The organism is Bacillus sp. 22475, from assembly GCF_052044835.1.
Classification (GTDB): Bacteria; Bacillota; Bacilli; order Bacillales; family Bacillaceae_G; genus Bacillus_A; species Bacillus_A cereus.
In genome coordinates this window covers 33,678-48,335 of record NZ_JBQENW010000014.1, presented here as the reverse complement: position 1 = coordinate 48,335, position 14,658 = coordinate 33,678, and the positions used below count along the sequence as shown (strand labels likewise).

Sequence of the window (14,658 nt, the reverse complement as noted above, 5' to 3'; positions counted from 1 at the left end):
CAATTTTGCTCCCTTACAATAGTTATTTCGAAGCTAACGAATTTGTTAGTTCCTCTTTATTAGCGACAGCTTCTTTCTTTATTTGCATACGTAGAACTGGCCCTATCGCTAATAAAATAAGTGCCATCGCTATACAAAACACAGTAACTAGTGAAGTTAGTTCCTTTAATCCTCCAGCTAGTGAAGTTCCAATTAACATTGCCCCCATAAACAGTGGTAAAATCGTCCCATTTACTCTTCCAACCATATTTTCTGGTACAAGTTGAATCATAAGCGTACCGACAACGATATTAACACAAGCTAAACAAATACCTGTTCCAAATCTCATGAAACTAGTAATCCAAAATGATGTAGATAACCCTTCTACTAAAAATGACATCGCTAATATGCTCATGCCGAATACAAACATCTTTTTCGGATTCACTTTTGAAGCGAAAACTGCAGCAACAATACCACCGATTAACATACCTATTCCGTCAGCTGCTGCTAAATATTGAACCGCTTCCTTTTCCATTCCAAGGCGTTCTATTACAAGAAACACCTCTAATGGAGTTGTTAATCCAACAGCTAAGCCTATAATGGTGAAATTGAACGTAATCATACGTAAATTTTTCGTATGAAGAACATACTTCCAACCTTCTTTTATATCATTTTTTAATGAATCTCTCGCCACTTGCTCTTTTTCAACCCATTTTGGTAAAAATGAAAGGGCGATAGCAGATAACAAAAATAAAATGATTAAGCTATATAGTGACGTAAATAAACCAAGTTGTGTATACACAAGCGATCCTACCACTGGTCCAAAAATCAGAAATAATGACTGTAATGTTTGGTTAAATGCAATCGCATTTGCTACCTCTTCTTCTTTTACATAGCGCTTAAATATACGCGACGATGACGGCTGAGAAAACTGACCTACAATCGCGGAAATCAGTGTTGCAAAAAATATAGCCTGCCAATAATCAAATTTTAACAATACGACAATTCCTATAATAGACAGTACACTTAACACATCTCCAGCAACCATTGTTCTTTTCGGATTCCAACGATCTGCTAATGCACCACCAATGAACGAGAAAATAAAGATAGGTGCATACTCCATGACAGATAATAGAGACACTGAAACTGGATCATTATTTGTCCGCTCCATTATGAAATATAAAAGAGCCATATTTCTAATCCAAATTGCAAATTGTTGTAAAATATCAGATGCCATAACGAGCATAAATGCTCGGTTTTTAAATAAAGCTTTCACTTTCATTCTCCTTCCATAAACCGACCGTTCGGTCTATTTTTTTGTAAGAAAAGCAACTGACTTATTATTCAGCTGCCATTCCTTTTAACAATACATCTATTGCCTTTTTATAAATACGTTTCAACTCTTTATAATCTAACTCGTAGTAAAGTACTCCAAGCCCTGATAATAATCCGTTCACAATATACATAAGATCACGAGTATTATCTTCACGGAACTCTCCAGACTGTATACCTGCTTCAATTAATTTCTCAAACATAACATATGATTCTCTAGTTAAAGCTAACAGTTCATCCAGAATCTCTTTACTTACAACTTGGCTCATAGAGAATTCCTCTATTGCATTTGAAATTGGTTGCTGTATGTCCTCTACATGATATTCCGCGAGACCATATAGTTTTTCAGTACTAGTGCTATACAACTTCTCTTTTTCATTCCATTTTTCAAGCCAATCATACGTATGCTGTTTCACTACAAATAAAAATAAATCTTCTTTACTTTTAAAGTGATAATAAATACTTCCTTTACTTCGCTCTGTAATTTCACAAATCTCTTCCATAGATGTAGCTGCGTAGCCCTTCTGTGAAAATAGACTTTCTGCTTTATATGCAATTTCTTTCTTTATCTCTTCTGCGCTTCTTCTCATATTCACACCTCTTTAAACCGACCGTTCAGTCTAATAATAACAAATCAAAAACCTCTATCGCAAGAGGCTATATTCCTTATTTAAGAAAACGTACTTTCAAACCAAGTTCGAATCATATGTATTGTTCCAAATTTAAATGCTAATTTAACAAGAATTACACCTCCCGCAGCTAATAAAAATAACACTACTTTCCCCTTATTTTTCACTTTCGGTTCCCTTTTCATTTCCATTCCCCTTAATATGTTAAAAATATTAATCAAACGTTTGTTTAACTGTGTTTATGCATATGTAAGCCGACTAATCAAACGTTTGTTTAAAAAGAAATACGCCTATATAAGGCGCATTTTCATCAATCACCACCGCCACCGCAGCTTCCTCCGCTATCTCCCCCAAAAGACCCTCCACAATCATGTGAGCCACCATCATGCGAGCTATCATTATCAGATCCAGCAAAGAAAAATAATGGTGATGAGCTGTTAGATGAATTATGAATGTTATTTTGTTTTGTAAGATTTACTTTCTTTTTGTTCGATCGAACTGCTGTTACGATTATTCCAACTACAACAAATAATAGTATGACAATAATAAATTCCATATAAAAGCCTCCCTTATTCCTCGAATAATTGAATGGTTCTCTCTAGATTTTCAAGTGAAATGAAGCGTGATTCACGAAGAATTTCTTTTCCATTATGAAATAATAAAATTGTTGGCCCTGTAAATACTCCATATCGCCCCGCAATCTCTTGCATGTCTTGTAGTAATATCTCTATTTTCTCTACGTAATCATAATTCTCTAATACGCAATTTACTTTTCTTAGCATAACATCACAAACACCACAATTTTCCGTTTTAATAAAAAGAAGTACCAATTGTTGTTCTTCGATATAGGTCGCTAATTCTTCTATCGTTTTAAATGTAGTCATCTTATCCCTCTTAGCGTAGTTTACGAAATACTTTGTCTTGATACATACGAAAAGCTGAACTATCTTTAATCTTTCTCTTTTCCATTACCTGCTGAAAACGTAACGTTTTTATTGTTAACTCTTCTCGTAATTTCTTTCTCTCTTCATCATCATAACAGCAGGCAATTAGATCCTCTATTTTTAATATATCTTTTTGTAGTTCCATCTCTGGTGGAATCATTCCCGCATTTTTTAAAATTTTATAACTCATTCTAAGTTCTGGAGGTACCATTGAAAGATCTTCTAATTGTAGTGGTTTTCCTTTTCCCGGAAGATAATCAAGATCACCATTCCGTATCGCTTGTCGAATTTTTTCTTCAGCAATGTTCAAAAACACATCCACATCGTTCCCTCCTTTACATATTTTTACTATTATTTTACATGATATTTCCTTATCTTTCTACGTCTTTAATAATTGGCTCCATACAATTTTTTCTCAAATTTATTTATAATGAGCTATTTCCTCCCATACCAATCTTTCGTTTTCATATATAGTTTGTATTCAAGCCTTTTTGTATTGAGAAAGTCTTTTACAACTGAATAAAGCGTTTACACTAAATCTTACATTTGTTACGATTTAATCACCCCCAGCTCCCTTGTATAGACTTCGTGATGTCTGATCATTTTATCTAGACGTTTCATACGTCTAGATTCATTTTGATTTATTGGCGTATGCCTTTAAATATATCTTTTATTTTGAAAGGAGAAATGGCTATGAGGTCTCAAAAATTCACACTGCTATTACTATCTCTACTACTTTTCTTACCTCTTTTTCTCACAAATTTTATTACTCCAAATCTCGCATTAGCAGATTCACCAAAGCAAAGTCAAAAAATTGTTGGATACTTTCCTTCGTGGGGCGTTTACGGACGTAATTATCAAGTTGCTGACATTGATGCATCAAAACTTACTCACCTTAACTATGCTTTCGCGGATATTTGTTGGAATGGAAAACATGGAAATCCTTCTACCCATCCTGATAATCCAAATAAACAAACGTGGAACTGTAAAGAATCTGGTGTACCATTGCAAAATAAAGAGGTTCCTAATGGTACTCTCGTACTCGGTGAACCATGGGCTGATGTTACCAAATCGTATCCTGGCTCAGGTACAACTTGGGAAGATTGCGATAAATATGCCCGTTGCGGAAATTTCGGAGAACTAAAACGATTAAAAGCTAAATATCCTCACTTAAAAACAATTATTTCCGTTGGTGGCTGGACTTGGTCTAACCGCTTTTCTGATATGGCCGCTGATGAAAAAACAAGAAAAGTATTTGCTGAATCTACAGTAGCTTTTCTTCGCGCATATGGGTTTGATGGCGTAGATTTAGACTGGGAATATCCGGGCGTTGAAACGATTCCTGGTGGTAGTTATCGTCCTGAAGATAAACAAAATTTCACTCTCCTTCTTCAAGACGTCCGAAATGCTTTGAATAAAGCAGGTGCTGAAGATGGCAAACAATATTTACTAACAATCGCGTCAGGTGCAAGCCAACGCTACGCTGATCATACAGAGCTAAAGAAAATTTCTCAAATACTCGATTGGATTAATATTATGACATATGATTTCCACGGTGGATGGGAAGCTACTTCTAATCATAATGCAGCTCTATACAAGGATCCAAATGACCCAGCAGCAAATACGAATTTTTACGTAGATGGTGCTATAAATGTTTATACAAATGAAGGTGTTCCAGTCGATAAACTAGTATTGGGCGTACCTTTTTACGGACGTGGATGGAAAAGTTGTGGAAAAGAAAATAACGGACAATATCAACCTTGCAAACCAGGTAGCGATGGGAAACTTGCTTCTAAAGGTACTTGGGATGATTATTCTACCGGTGACACAGGTGTGTATGATTACGGTGATTTAGCAGCCAATTACGTTAATAAAAATGGTTTTGTACGCTACTGGAATGACACAGCTAAAGTACCTTACTTATATAATGCGACTACAGGCACATTTATTAGCTACGATGACAATGAATCTATGAAATATAAAACAGACTATATAAAGACGAAGGGTTTAAGTGGAGCAATGTTTTGGGAACTAAGCGGGGATTGCCGTACAAGTCCAAAATATAGTTGTAGTGGTCCAAAATTACTTGATACGCTAGTAAAAGAATTACTTGGTGGACCTATTAGTCAAAAAGATACTGAGCCACCAACGAATGTTAAAAATATTGTAGTTACGAATAAAAATTCAAGTTCAGTTCAATTAAGCTGGACTGCATCCACTGATAACGTAGGCGTTACTGAATACGAAATTACTGCCGGAGAAGAGAAATGGAGTACAACAACAAATAGCATTACAATTAAAAACTTAAAACCTAATACGGAATACACATTTTCAGTAATTGCCAAAGATGCTTCTGGAAATAAATCACAACCTACCGCTCTTACTGTCAAAACGGATGAAGCTAATACGACACCTCCTGATGGAAATGGCACTGCTACATTTTCAGTCACTTCGAATTGGGGCAGCGGTTATAACTTCTCGATTATAATCAAAAATAATGGAACGACTCCTATTAAAAATTTGAAATTAGAGTTTGATTATAGCGGCAATTTAACACAAGTTTGGGATTCTAAAATTAGTAGTAAAACAAATAATCATTATGTAATTACAAACGCAGGATGGAATGGTGAAATTCCTCCTGGTGGATCTATTACAATCGGTGGTGCAGGAACAGGTAATCCTGCCGAACTTTTAAATGCCGTCATTAGCGAAAACTAGACGTAATATCCATTAATTATTTCACTAAAGTTTGAATTTAGGTTCGAGCAAGACTTCCTAAATTCAAACTTTTAATTTTATGAAAAATCAAAAATATCACAATAACCTATTATAATTATATTTGGTTTCTAATATGAAGTTTATATGAAGTTCATTTGAATTTTACATGAATTTCCTTTAATTTCTATTGTCTTCCTATAATATCCATATTATCCTTTACATATAGGAATTATTTTCATTCCATTTTGAACTATCTATATATATAAAGAAAGATAGTCACCTGTTAGGGAAAGGCTTTCGTATTATTATAAATATAACAAAAGAAAAAGCACGCTTATAAGCGCACCATAAGAGTGCTTCTTCATACAATTCTCATGTAAGAGTTCTCGAAAATCATGTTAATCACAAAGAAAAGGCATTAGCTCATAAAAGCTAATGCCTTTTCTTTATTCATATTGTTCAGCATTCCAATCTTCTATATTCCATACTTTTGTTATCCACGATTCATAGAAAGAAGGTTCATGTGAGACAATTAAAACTGTTCCTTTGTATTGTTGTAACGCTTCCTGTAAAGCCATCTTAGTTTCTACATCCAAATGATTAGTCGGTTCGTCTAAAATTAAAACATTGCTTTTCGTTACGATAAGTTCACATAAACGCACTTTCGTTTGCTCTCCACCGCTTAATAAACGAATAGGTTTTAATACGTGTTCTTCTTTCAATCCACACTTCGCTAATGCTTGGCGCACTTCTTTCTTTGTCATATCTGGTCGTTCTGCCCAAATTTTCTCTAACGGTGTTATTTCTGAAGCAAACTCTTCCTGTGCAAAATAAGCAGGATTTACTCGTTCCCCAACAAAAATTGAACCGCTTAGCGGCTTTATTTGACTTAATAACGTTTTTAACATTGTCGTTTTTCCAATACCATTATGACCAACAACAGCTATCTTTTCTCCTTTTTTCACTTGTAAATTCAAGTCTGGAAATAACGGCTCACTATAACCCACTCTTAGTTTCTCAGCCTGTAATATACGACTTACTGGTTCATTATAAACAGTAAAAGCAAAACGGGACCGAGGTACATTATTAACCTTTTCAACCCTTTGCATTTTCTCCAATACTTTCTCTCGACTTTTTGCCTGTTTTGCTTTTCGAATTTTATTTTTTTGAATAAATGTTTCTAACTGAGCAATTTCTTTTTGTTGTTTCGCATACGCCGATTGTAATTGTTTTCTTTGTACTTGGTAACTTTGTAAAAACTTTTCATAATCCCCTACATATCGCTTAACTTTTCGTTCTTCTAGATGGTAAATGACATTCGTAATATTGTTCAAAAATACTTCATCATGCGAAATGATAATATAAGCTTTTTCGTACAGTTTCAAGTACGATTGCAACCATTCTATATGTGCTGTATCTAAATAGTTCGTTGGTTCATCTAGCAATAAAATATCAGCTTTTTCTAGAAGAAGCTTTCCTAATAATAATTTTGTCCGCTGTCCTCCACTTAACTTTGAAACATCCTTTTCCAATCCTATTTCAAACAGCCCTAAACCAATTGCCACTTCTTCAATTTCTGTATGAATTTGATAGAAATTAGAGTTTTCCAATATAGTTTGTAACTCTCCATACCTTACTAACAATTTTTCTACTTCTACTGCTTCAGCCATCTCTTCTGCAATTTTTAACATTTCGTATTCAATCGCATACAAGTTAGAAAATGCACTTTGCAAGTATCCTTCAATTGTTATTCCTTCTTGTAAATCTATATGCTGCTGCAAAAATCCAACCTTCACATGTGGAAACCATTCAATGTTCCCATCATCATGTATAAGTTCTCCTGTTAAAATTCTTAGCAGTGTTGATTTTCCAATCCCATTTTTCCCTACTAACCCAACATGCTCCCCCTTTAATAATCGAAAGCACGCATTATATAAGATGGTTTTCTCACCATACGAATGACTTAAATTTTCTACTGTTAATATACTCATTTTTTTCTCTCCTTTACTTATCGTCCATAAGCTAAATAGAGAGACCAACAGTATGAAGCCTTATTTAATTATGCATATAAAAATGGGTAAGGTGAATACACCTTACCCATTACATATTATCGTAAAAAAGGATTAAGGTTCTTTACCTGCTGTCTTCAATTTAGCTTAATCTTAAAAAATGGGCAGACTTCTCCCATATCAAGCTAAAACCATTTGAAGAACAGTTGATAAAGTCATTTTATCCTTTCACTCCTTTAACATTTGTTATATTAAGAGTATAAACTACTCTGTTATATTCTATTCTCTATTTTCCCTTTTGTTCCTTCTCCATCTTTTCATATTCTAAAAAAAGCCTCTTAACAGTAATTATACTAAAAACTGTTAAAAGGCTTTTTCTATTTTTTCATATAAGGAGCTAACACACTTAAAATCTCTTCTTTATCCTTTTTTAATTCGAGTGATGTTAACATATCCATCGTTCTCGGTCTAGGTAATTTCACTTGTACCTCGCCAACAATTGACGCTGGTCTTTGAGATAAAATAAATACGCGATCTGAAAGCAAGATTGCCTCATCTAAGTCATGTGTAACCATAACGATTGTTTGCTTCTCTTGATGCCAAGAGTTTAAAAGCCAGCTATGTACTTCCATTTTTGTAAATGCATCTAACTTTCCAAAAGGCTCATCAAGCAGCATAATTGGCTTTTCACATAAATATGTGCGAAGAAAACTAATTCTTTGACGCATACCACCAGACAATTCATCTGGATAATGGTCTGCATATTCATCTAGTTCGAACTGCTTTAATGCTTCCATTCCTTCTGTCAGCCTTTGCTTTTTCGGCTTTCCTTCAATTTCTAACGGAAGAACGATATTTTGCAAAGCTGATCGCCACGGTAGTAATAAATCTTGTTGTGGCATATAACTAACAACATCTTGCTCTTGTACTTGCTTATCTTTATACATTACGTTCCCGCTTGTTGGTTTTTCAACATTTGCAATCATGTTTAATAATGTGCTTTTCCCGCAACCACTCGGTCCTACAAAGGAAACAAACTCTCCCTCTTGTATAGAGGCACTAATATTCTCTAATACATTCTTTCCGTCGAAAGATTTCACTATATTTTTTATTTGTAATCCGCTCATTTTTCACTTGGAAGGAATTCATTTGTAAAAGCATCTTTTACATCGATTTTCTTTTTAATAACTTTGTTGTCATATAAGAAATTCATGTAATTCGTCCAAATTTCTTCCTTCTGTACTCCCCATGCTTTCGCATCATCTTGATACTTCGTACTTAACCATTTCTGGCTTTCTTGAACTAAATCTTTATTTACATCTGGAACAGCTTTAATTAGAATATCAGCAGCTTCTTTCGGTTCCTTAATTGCAAAATTATAACCTTCTGTTGTTGCACTCATAAACTTTTTCACAAAGTCTTTATCTTGCTTCGTATGTTTTTCACTCGTAATAATAACAGGACTATAGAAATCAAGCGCTGGATCTAAGTCCTTCACCATAATCGTATTTAACTCTTTTCCTTGGCGCTTCGCTTCAATACCATCCCAACCGTAATAAATCCATTCGAAATCTGCATCACGGCCGATTGATTTAAAGAAATCTGTTTGTCCTAAGATGATTTTTTCAACTTTATTAAAATCAGCTTGATGCTTATCCATAATCGTCTTTAATGTCGCTTCTTCCGCTGGTCCTCCCCAGCCGCCATAACGTTTACCTTCAAAATCTTTCGGTGACGTCATATTATCTTTCTTAAGCGATGCAAACGCTGAAGTGTTATGCTGAATAATCGCTCCTACAGATACAACAGGAATTCCTTCCACACGAGCTAATGTTACATTTTCTTGTGCGCTTATTGCGAAGTCTGCTTTTCCTGATGCTATCATTTGCTCTGCTGTTACATTGTCACCTGGTTGAATAATTTCTACATCTAATCCTTGCTTTTTGTAATAATCTTTCGTTTGCGCTACATACAAGCCAGTATGATTCGTATTTGGAAACCAATCTAATACTACTTTTACTTTTTGATCTTTACTTGCACTTTCTTCTTTCTTCGCCGGATTACATCCAGCCACACCTACCGCTAATAAGGCAGCTAACATAACTTTCAAACCTTTTTTCATTTTCTGCCGTCCTTTCTATATATCCATGGTGCTGTTATTCTTGCCATAAACTCTACGATAAAATACAGGCATAATGTCACTATAACGATGATTGCTGCAACACCAAATACTCGGGCAGTCAAAAAGGATTTTGTAGCCCTCGTAAGCATAACGCCTAATCCTTCACTTGCACCGAGCCATTCTCCGATAATTGCTCCCATTACGCTATATGTAACTGCAATTTTTAAACCGGAGAAAAAGTATGGAAGCACTGCTGGAAATTTTACTTTCTGGTAAACTTGCCATTTTGTCGCCTTCATTGTTTGTAACAGCTTCAACATGTTTTTATCTACTGTTTGAAAACCTTCTAAAATACTAAGCGAAATTGGGAAGAAACAAACGAGTATTACGACCATTACTTTCGGCAACATCCCATATCCAAACCAAATAATAAATAGCGGTGCAAGTACAACAATTGGAATTGTTTGCGAAATAACGAGCAATGGATTTATTAAAATACGAAATAACGGTATAACGTCCATAATAATTGCGATGCTCGTCCCCAATAAAATTGCAAAGAATAGTCCAATTATAACTTCCTGCAGTGTTTGCATCGTATTTGGTAATAGTAAATCTTTCATCCCAATTAATTCTTGAACAATGGCAGAAGGCTTTGGTAAAATCCACGGTTCGATTTTAAATAATGAAACAGATCCTTCCCATATCGCAATGAGAAGGATAAGCCAAATAGTTGTAATAAGTTTAGATTGCTTCTGGTTTTGCATATTCATCACGGTACTTCCAAACCTTTTCATCTATCGTTACACCAGTGCTTGGACGATAATGGATTTTAATAGAAGTAATCACTTCTTCTGCTCCAGCATCGACGCAAGCTTGTTGCGCACGTTTAACGACATCAAGAAGTACATCTAATTCTCCTTCCAAAGTTGTTTCCATTGCCCCTACTTCATAACGAACTCCCGATTGTTGCACAACTTCAATTGCTTTATCGACAACAGAATATACATCTTTCGTTTTCGCTTGTGGTACTACTGAAAATGACATTGTAACTTGTTGTGACATAATAAAATCCCCCTTATAAAATTAGATTTCAAAAATAAGAAAAGGCTTTCCTACTGCGTAGGAAAGCCTTGTATGCAAGTTATTATAGAATAACATATGCTACATCACTTTAAGTAACTCCCTACGCTGGCATTATCCAGATCAGGTTGAGGGTCGATGTTTACTTACATCCTCTCAGCCAATTGGCTCCCCGGTCCTTAATTCGTTTTCATTGTAGCATGATTTATTTTATTGAACAAACAAAAGCATGCATAATCATTTCATTATTTTTGGAAAATATCCAACTTTTTCACCATGAGCTAATAACTGCTGTATAAATTCTTTATTGATTGCTGGTACTATCAATTCTTTTTTCTTAATCCATTCATTCGTTCTACGCGTACCCATTACAATTTCAGATTGCTGCGCTCCATCTCCTGCAACTTGAGAAGCAATTAACTCTGCTATTACTTCATTTTCCTTCGCTAATTCAAGTCCGGTATTTACATATTCTGAAAGTGGAACCATTTCAAGATTGTATCCACACTCTCCAATTAACTGTATAAATTGTTCAAACTCAATTTGATGTGGATGACAAATATGTAACGTCTCTCCTACAATTTGCGAATCTTTTAAATACGATACAATTGATTTACTAGCAAAATCAATAGGTGTGAAATCAACTTTCCACTTCACATTTGGTGCTTTCCCAATTAATAGCATTGTTTTAATAAGACGATAAAATGCGTTTCCTTCAATATTTTGTTGGAACGAACCTGTTTCTGAATGACATGCTAAATTACCTGCACGATAAATATTTCCGCGCAAACCATTTTTCATTGCTTCACGAACAATGTTTTCCGCTTGTAGTTTACTATTTGAATATACATTCTCTAAGTCTACACTGTAATTAAAATCACCAGTTTTCATGTATGTATCCCATTGATCTACCGCTAATTCTAACGGGATACCAATTGTAGAAATAAAATGGAATGTAGCACCTTTCTCCGCTAATGCTAGCATACGGCTAGTTCCTTGGACATTTATATTTTCAAATTGTTTTACATCTCCAAAATGTCTTACATCTGCACCACAATGAATTATCGTATCCATCTTAGAACTGATGAACATAAATTCTTCTTCGCTCATCCCAAGATACTCTTCCCCCAGATCACCAGCTACGGCCTGTATACGCTGTAACCATTCTTCACATATATCACTAAAGTAGCCTGTTAATGTATCTATAATTCTTTGTTGCACATCTTTGGTTGGTCTTACTAAACAATAAATAGTAGCAGATGTATCTCTCAACAATTCATATAATATGTGTGATCCTAAATAACCAGTAGCTCCTGTTAAAAAGACATTTAAAATCTGGGTTTCTTCCAAAACGTTTGCATACGTAATAGTATCTGGTTCGTGAATCACTTTATATTCACGAAATACTTCTTCTTTCTCTACTTTTACTTCTCGCTCAATTCGAGCTAATCCATATATCGTTCTTTCTTTAAAGAAATCTTGAATTGTTAAATGTGAAAAATCTTCTTTTAACAACGTTAAGACTCGTAATACTTTTAATGAATGTCCACCAATTGTAAAGAAATCATCATGCACTCCAACTTTTGAAATTCCTAATACTTCCGCCCAAGCACGCGCTATTTGTTTCTCTGCTTTATTAGAAGGTGCAACATATTCTTGTAGACGAGCCGGTTCATACTTTTCTTCTAACTGAGCTAACTTCTTAACATCAATCTTTTTATTAGGTGTAAGTGGTAATTCATTAATATAAATTAGTTTAGATGGCACCATATAATCTGGTAATTGCTCTTGTAACTGATAAACTAATTCTGGTATTTCTTTTTTATTTAAAGTTGTATAGAACGCGATTAAATATTGGCTACCTTCCTTACTCTTCTTAGCAAAAACAGCATTTTCTTTTACATTATGATTTCGAGAAATTTTACTTTGGATTTCTCCTAGTTCAATACGATGTCCTCTAATCTTTACTTGATCATCTTTCCGATGTAAAAATTCTATATTTCCATCCTCTAACAACTTAACAATATCACCTGTTTTATATATATTAACTATAGGATTAAAGGGGTTCTGAATAAAAGCTTCAATTGTTTTATTAGGCTTATTAAAATACCCTTTTGCTAATCCTACTGAATCAATATATAATTCACCAGGTACACCAATTGGACAAAGATTCATATTCTCATCCAAAATCATAACTTGATAATTAGCACATGGTTTACCAATGGGAATACTCGCAACATCCTCATTTAACTGACTAGGTATTTTATAGGTTGTCGTCACTACAGTACATTCTGTCGGTCCGTATACATTATGAATTTCAACATTTGTACCTATTCTTTCTCTCCACAATTTAATAACCTCTACAGGCAACATTTCACCGCCAATCGCAATTCTTTTTAGGGAAGCTAGCTTATATATATCTTCTTCTGCTAAATAAGTTGCTACTTGTCGAACAAAAATTGTTGCTAATGCCAAGATCGAAGTTGCTTTCACTTTATAGATTGCATTTGCAAATGCTTCTACAGACAATCGCTCTTCCTCTAATAATACATACAAGTTTCCTCCGCAGAATAAAGAAGCAAATGACTCCCATACAGAAGCATCGAAACTAAAAGAAGGAAATTGGGCAAATACATCCTCTTCTGTCAATTCATATTGCTTTTGCATCCAAGTGTACAGATTAACAACGCCTCTATGTGCTAACATCGTTCCCTTTGGATTCCCTGTTGAACCAGATGTATAAATCATATAAGCTACATCATCACAATGAATAGACAACTTTACATCTATATCTTCACAAGTTTCACTATCATACATTGAAACTGTTTGAACCCCATCACATGTTATAGGCGTCTCTTTCATCAATATAACTTTCGCTTGGCTATCTTGAATAATGTACTGTATTCTACTTTCCGGATAATCTGGATCAATCGGAACATACGCTGCACCAGCTTTTAATATAGCTACCATACTTACTACTGTGTCTATGCTACGTTTCATAAATATTCCAACATAGTCTCCTAATTGGACGCCATTTTTAATTAACATATGAGCTATTTGATTACTTTTTTTATTTAGCTCCTCATAAGTTAAAGTACCTTCCCTTGAAGATAAAGCTATACGATTTGGAAATTGAGTAACAGTATTATAGAACATATCGACGATACTTTTCTCAGGATATACTGCTGTCGTATCATTCACTTGACTATAAAGTGCCATCTCGGCCTCTGTAATAACATTAAAATGTTTTATATGTTTATTAGCATTTTGTGATGCATCAACTAAAACACCTTGTATTTGTTGTGCATAACGAGTAATCGTTGTCTCTTTCCAATTAACACTATTAAATATTATTTCTACACTTTGCATATTTTTACTAAATACAAATTGTAATGTATTCGTGTCTTTTAGCTCATAATATGTTTCACCAATAATGATAGGTGACATTTCATATAATGTATTGCCGTTTTGAAACTCTTCTATTTCTTCCTCATTCATTTCTTTAATTTGCTCCAGTTGCTCTTCAATTTGTAAATTCAAACTTTCATAGGAGAGAAAATTAGAAACTTCAATAGTAATCGGAAATAAACTTCCTCTTACATGATAAAGCACGACAATATGTTTTTCTTTAGAAATATGATATAACCACGTTGCAGTCGCTCCTATTAAATCTACAATGTGAGTCAAATTTGGAAATAGTTCAGTTTTCCTTTTTATCCTAAGTTCCGTTCCTTGCACATCTTTAGGTATTTTAATACTTCCTTCTACTTTCCCTAAAAATTCTTTTACCATTTCATTATAAGAAATTGCTAATTTCATATTTATGTAAATTCCTCTCTTAAATA

At 34.3% G+C, this 14,658-nt stretch carries 13 protein-coding genes and 1 riboswitch; of the genes, 1 reads left to right on the top strand and 12 read right to left on the bottom strand.

The window, feature by feature from the left end:
* Positions 1-22: 22 nt before the first annotated feature.
* From ACTJJY_RS20435 to ACTJJY_RS20410, 6 genes are all read right to left on the bottom strand, one after another.
* On the bottom strand, positions 23-1,255 hold the full coding sequence (locus tag ACTJJY_RS20435) for an MFS transporter (RefSeq protein WP_440606392.1): 1,233 nt from the start codon (positions 1,253-1,255) through the stop codon (positions 23-25).
* A gap of 64 nt (positions 1,256-1,319) precedes the next feature.
* On the bottom strand, positions 1,320-1,901 hold the full coding sequence (locus tag ACTJJY_RS20430) for a TetR/AcrR family transcriptional regulator (protein WP_001254432.1): 582 nt from the start codon (positions 1,899-1,901) through the stop codon (positions 1,320-1,322).
* A gap of 80 nt (positions 1,902-1,981) precedes the next feature.
* On the bottom strand, positions 1,982-2,125 hold the full coding sequence (locus tag ACTJJY_RS20425; RefSeq protein WP_000817985.1) for a hypothetical protein: 144 nt from the start codon (positions 2,123-2,125) through the stop codon (positions 1,982-1,984).
* A gap of 125 nt (positions 2,126-2,250) precedes the next feature.
* On the bottom strand, positions 2,251-2,496 hold the full coding sequence (locus ACTJJY_RS20420; RefSeq protein ID WP_000394364.1) for a hypothetical protein: 246 nt from the start codon (positions 2,494-2,496) through the stop codon (positions 2,251-2,253).
* Positions 2,497-2,509: 13 nt separating this feature from the next.
* Positions 2,510-2,824: a thioredoxin family protein gene (locus ACTJJY_RS20415; RefSeq protein WP_000206517.1), complete on the bottom strand. Its 315-nt coding sequence runs from the start codon at positions 2,822-2,824 to the stop codon at positions 2,510-2,512.
* Between the two features lie 10 nt (positions 2,825-2,834).
* Positions 2,835-3,206: a DnaJ family domain-containing protein gene (locus ACTJJY_RS20410; protein ID WP_440606391.1), complete on the bottom strand. Its 372-nt coding sequence runs from the start codon at positions 3,204-3,206 to the stop codon at positions 2,835-2,837.
* A 371-nt stretch (positions 3,207-3,577) separates the two neighbouring features.
* Here ACTJJY_RS20410 and ACTJJY_RS20405 point away from each other — a divergent pair, with 371 nt between their 5' ends.
* Positions 3,578-5,602 carry a glycosyl hydrolase family 18 protein gene (locus ACTJJY_RS20405; RefSeq protein WP_440606390.1) on the top strand — a complete coding sequence of 675 codons (2,025 nt, stop codon included), beginning with the start codon at positions 3,578-3,580 and terminating at the stop codon, positions 5,600-5,602.
* A 446-nt stretch (positions 5,603-6,048) separates the two neighbouring features.
* On the opposite strand, the gene ACTJJY_RS20400 is transcribed toward ACTJJY_RS20405, so the two are convergent.
* From ACTJJY_RS20400 to ACTJJY_RS20375, 6 genes are all read right to left on the bottom strand, one after another.
* A complete protein-coding gene (locus ACTJJY_RS20400) occupies positions 6,049-7,593 on the bottom strand; it encodes an ABC-F family ATP-binding cassette domain-containing protein (RefSeq protein WP_440606389.1) in 1,545 nt (514 codons plus the stop codon).
* A gap of 395 nt (positions 7,594-7,988) precedes the next feature.
* The gene (locus ACTJJY_RS20395; RefSeq protein ID WP_000016079.1) at positions 7,989-8,738 is read right to left on the bottom strand and encodes an ABC transporter ATP-binding protein; all 750 of its coding nucleotides are present in this window, start codon (positions 8,736-8,738) and stop codon (positions 7,989-7,991) included.
* A complete protein-coding gene (locus tag ACTJJY_RS20390; RefSeq protein ID WP_000715556.1) occupies positions 8,735-9,733 on the bottom strand; it encodes an ABC transporter substrate-binding protein in 999 nt (332 codons plus the stop codon). The genes ACTJJY_RS20395 and ACTJJY_RS20390 overlap by 4 nt, the downstream gene beginning before the upstream one ends.
* Entirely contained in the window at positions 9,730-10,503 is a 774-nt protein-coding gene (locus tag ACTJJY_RS20385) for an ABC transporter permease (protein ID WP_142254812.1), read from the bottom strand. Before ACTJJY_RS20385 ends, ACTJJY_RS20390 begins: the two co-directional genes overlap by 4 nt.
* Complete coding sequence (locus tag ACTJJY_RS20380; protein ID WP_000082906.1) at positions 10,475-10,795, bottom strand: MTH1187 family thiamine-binding protein; 321 nt, start codon at positions 10,793-10,795, stop codon at positions 10,475-10,477. Before ACTJJY_RS20380 ends, ACTJJY_RS20385 begins: the two co-directional genes overlap by 29 nt.
* Before the next feature lie 101 nt (positions 10,796-10,896).
* Positions 10,897-10,998: riboswitch (TPP riboswitch) on the bottom strand.
* Between the two features lie 52 nt (positions 10,999-11,050).
* Positions 11,051-14,632 (bottom strand): non-ribosomal peptide synthetase family protein, encoded by a 3,582-nt coding sequence (locus ACTJJY_RS20375; protein WP_440606388.1) that lies wholly within the window; start codon positions 14,630-14,632, stop codon positions 11,051-11,053.
* Positions 14,633-14,658 lie beyond the last annotated feature (26 nt).

Bases quoted from the DNA above. Each gene is read 5' to 3' on its own strand.
- ACTJJY_RS20430 (WP_001254432.1), bottom strand. From the start codon at position 1,901: ATGAGAAGAAGCGCAGAAGAGATAAAGAAAGAAATTGCATATAAAGCA.
- ACTJJY_RS20425 (WP_000817985.1), bottom strand. From the start codon at position 2,125: ATGAAAAGGGAACCGAAAGTGAAAAATAAGGGGAAAGTAGTGTTATTT.
- ACTJJY_RS20420 (WP_000394364.1), bottom strand. From the start codon at position 2,496: ATGGAATTTATTATTGTCATACTATTATTTGTTGTAGTTGGAATAATC.
- ACTJJY_RS20415 (WP_000206517.1), bottom strand. From the start codon at position 2,824: ATGACTACATTTAAAACGATAGAAGAATTAGCGACCTATATCGAAGAA.
- ACTJJY_RS20405 (WP_440606390.1), top strand. From the start codon at position 3,578: ATGAGGTCTCAAAAATTCACACTGCTATTACTATCTCTACTACTTTTC.
- ACTJJY_RS20400 (WP_440606389.1), bottom strand. From the start codon at position 7,593: ATGAGTATATTAACAGTAGAAAATTTAAGTCATTCGTATGGTGAGAAA.
- ACTJJY_RS20395 (WP_000016079.1), bottom strand. From the start codon at position 8,738: ATGAGCGGATTACAAATAAAAAATATAGTGAAATCTTTCGACGGAAAG.
- ACTJJY_RS20390 (WP_000715556.1), bottom strand. From the start codon at position 9,733: ATGAAAAAAGGTTTGAAAGTTATGTTAGCTGCCTTATTAGCGGTAGGT.
- ACTJJY_RS20385 (WP_142254812.1), bottom strand. From the start codon at position 10,503: ATGAATATGCAAAACCAGAAGCAATCTAAACTTATTACAACTATTTGG.
- ACTJJY_RS20380 (WP_000082906.1), bottom strand. From the start codon at position 10,795: ATGTCACAACAAGTTACAATGTCATTTTCAGTAGTACCACAAGCGAAA.
- ACTJJY_RS20375 (WP_440606388.1), bottom strand. From the start codon at position 14,632: ATGAAATTAGCAATTTCTTATAATGAAATGGTAAAAGAATTTTTAGGG.